The organism is Pseudaquabacterium terrae (assembly GCF_013266755.1).
GTDB lineage: Bacteria > Pseudomonadota > Gammaproteobacteria > Burkholderiales > Burkholderiaceae_C > Pseudaquabacterium > Pseudaquabacterium terrae.
In genome coordinates this window covers 1-2,588 of record NZ_JABRWJ010000041.1, presented here as the reverse complement: position 1 = coordinate 2,588, position 2,588 = coordinate 1, and the positions used below count along the sequence as shown (strand labels likewise).

The following is a 2,588-nucleotide window of genomic DNA, read 5'->3' as shown; positions in this document are numbered from 1 at the left end:
CCCCGATCGACACTTCAAATTCCCCCACCTGTAGACACCCAAACTCCTCCAGGCAGGACGTGGTCGGATTATTGATCGGTCATGCTTCGGCGGCGATGGCCAAGCGCGCGGCCGCCTCCTTCAGTCGATAGCTCTTGCCTTCGAACTCGAGCATGACTGAGCGGTGCATGAGGCGGTCCAGGATGGTGGTGCCCATGGTCGCGTCGCCGAGGTACTTGCCCCAGTCCTGAACAACGCGGTTGGAGGTCACGACGATGCTGCCGCGGCGCTTGTAGCGGCGATGGACGATGGTCTGAAGCAGTTCGGCGGCGGTGTCGGAGATGCGCCGCGCGAGGAACAGGTCGTCCAGGACGAGCAGGTCCGCCTCGATGTACGCGCGCGTCAGCGCGGCCTGTTCTTGCGGGCTTCCGAGCACGTAGCGTGCGAACTCCGTGTCGGCCTCGACGTAGCGGACGTCGTGGCCCTGCAGGGTTGCCTGGTAGGCGACAGCCTTGGCGATGTGCGACTTCCCGGTGCCCGGCTTGCCGAGGATCAGCGCGTTGGCCCCGTCGCCGATGAACTTCAGCGTGTGCAGCTCGAAGCAAGCCTGGCGCGGCAGCTTCGGGTTGAAGCGCCAGTCGAAGTCGGCCAGCGTCAGGCGTTCTTCCAGGCGCGAGTGCTTGAAGCGCCGCTCGGTCAGGCGCGAGTGGCGCCGATCGAGCTCATCCTGCAGCATCGTGGCCAGGGTCTCCAGCAACGGCTGCTGCGAGGACTGCGCCTGCATCACGCGGGTGTTCAAGGTGTCGGCGATGCCTGACAAGCGCAGGTCGCGCAGCGCGCGTTCGATCTCATTGACTGTCATGCGAGGTACCTCCAGGGGTCGAGGGCTGTGCGGCAGCGCAGCGGGTGAACAACTCGGCGTAGATGTCCGCCGGACGAATCAGCGGGTGCTCTTGCGTCAGGCCCAGTTCCAGTTGACCGGACTCGTCGGCACGATCGATGGCGGCCAGCGCCTCGGCGACGAGCTTCTCGGTGAGCTTCTTGACGTAGCCGTAGCTGTGGATGCCGGCGGCGATGGCCTGCGCGCAGGCGCGGTCGACCAGGCGGCGCGGGTAGCGATCGGCCAGGCGGACGATGCCCCAGAGCTTGCGTTGCCCGACGCGGCCCTCGACGGCGAACAGCAGCTCGCACAGCTGCTGCGCGTCCGGTCCGATCGTCTTGGCCTGGGCGAGGATGCGGCGCGTCTCGCGCGAGGGGTTGAACACGCGCTCTTCCATCGGCAGCACGACAGTGCCGGGGCGTTCGACGCGGTCGTGGGTTCGCAACAGCGCCTGAGTCGTGAGGTCGCGGATCTCGATGCGGTGTTCGAACACCCGTACCAGCACCAGGCTGCCGATGGCCGCCGGCCGCGCGGCGTAGCTGCTGTGATCGACCCGCACGCAGCTGTCGTCGCAGACGGTGCGTTGCGACTCGGTGAAGTACTGCATGCCCAGCATCGGCAACGGCTGCAGCAGCGGCCGCTCCTCATCGAACATGGCTTGCACCTGGCGCCGCGCGCTGCCGTGGATGCGAGAGGCCGCCCACTTGTTCTCCCAGTGCTCGAGGAAGGTGTTCTGCTCCTCCAGCGACTCGAAGCGCCGGCCCTTCAAGGCGGTGGCTTGGGTGTGGCCGATGGCGTTCTCGACGGTGCCCTTGCGGTTGGGGTCGCGGACCCTGGCCGGGTCGGCCACCACGCCGTAGTGCGCCAGCGTGGCGGCGTACACCGGGTTGAGCTCCGGCTCGTACAGGTCGGGCTTGAGCACGCCCTCCTTGAGGTTGTCCAGCACCACGTAGCGGCAGCTGCCTGCGAAGTGGCGCCAGGCCTGCTCGTGCAGCCGGGCCCACGTCTCCTGGCTGGACTTCCACACCACCCGGCGGAAGCTGCGCCGCGAGTAGCGCAGCGTCGCCACGAACAGCCGCGGCTTGCGGTAGCGGTCAGTGCCGGGCACGCGGGTCGGAGCGCCTTCGCCGTAGTCGACCTGCATCTCCTCGCCCGGCAGGAACTCCAGCCGGTCGAATTGCTCGGGCTCGCGGTGGCGCAGCTTGCGCACGAAGCGCATGACCGAGGCGTAGCCGGCGACGAACCCCTGCTTGTCGACCAGGTCCTGGTAGATCGCCATGGCGTTGCGGCGCAGCCGCAGTTGCGCCCCGATGAAGTCGCGATGCGGCTCGCACGCCGACACCGTCGAGGCCGGCCGGGCGCGCACCGGAGTCGGTGGACAGGGTGGGGGAATTTGCGGGCCGGGGTCGGTAGACACCCCGGGGGAATTCGCCGCAGCTGCGGTGGCAAAGCGCTTCTCGTAGGCCCGGATCGTCTTGCGATCGATGCCGGTGACGCGCTCGATCTCTCGTTGGCTGGCTCCGGCGGCCAGCAAGGTCCAGATGGTCGTCTGCAGGTGCGGCTTCAAAACGTTCACTCCGTTGCCCTCTCCTGGAAGAGGGCAGAAAGTAACGTCCTACCTGCATGGAGGCCGCCGGCGAGCGCCGGGGGCCTGCACCATCACGGCACGGTGGCCAGGGTGGGGGAATTTACGTGTCGATCAGTGGGGGAGTTCGGGTGTCGTTCGGGG

At 67.7% G+C, this 2,588-nt stretch carries 2 protein-coding genes; both read right to left on the bottom strand.

All coding sequences use genetic code 11. From position 1 onward, the window contains the following. Nucleotides 1-79: 79 nt before the first annotated feature. A complete protein-coding gene (istB, locus tag HLB44_RS36605; protein ID WP_173135784.1) occupies nt 80-841 on the bottom strand; it encodes an IS21-like element helper ATPase IstB in 762 nt (253 codons plus the stop codon). Then, on the bottom strand, nt 828-2,435 hold the full coding sequence (gene istA / locus HLB44_RS36600) for an IS21 family transposase (RefSeq protein ID WP_173135783.1): 1,608 nt from the start codon (nt 2,433-2,435) through the stop codon (nt 828-830). The genes istB and istA overlap by 14 nt, the downstream gene beginning before the upstream one ends. Between the last annotated feature and the right edge of the window lie 153 nt (nt 2,436-2,588).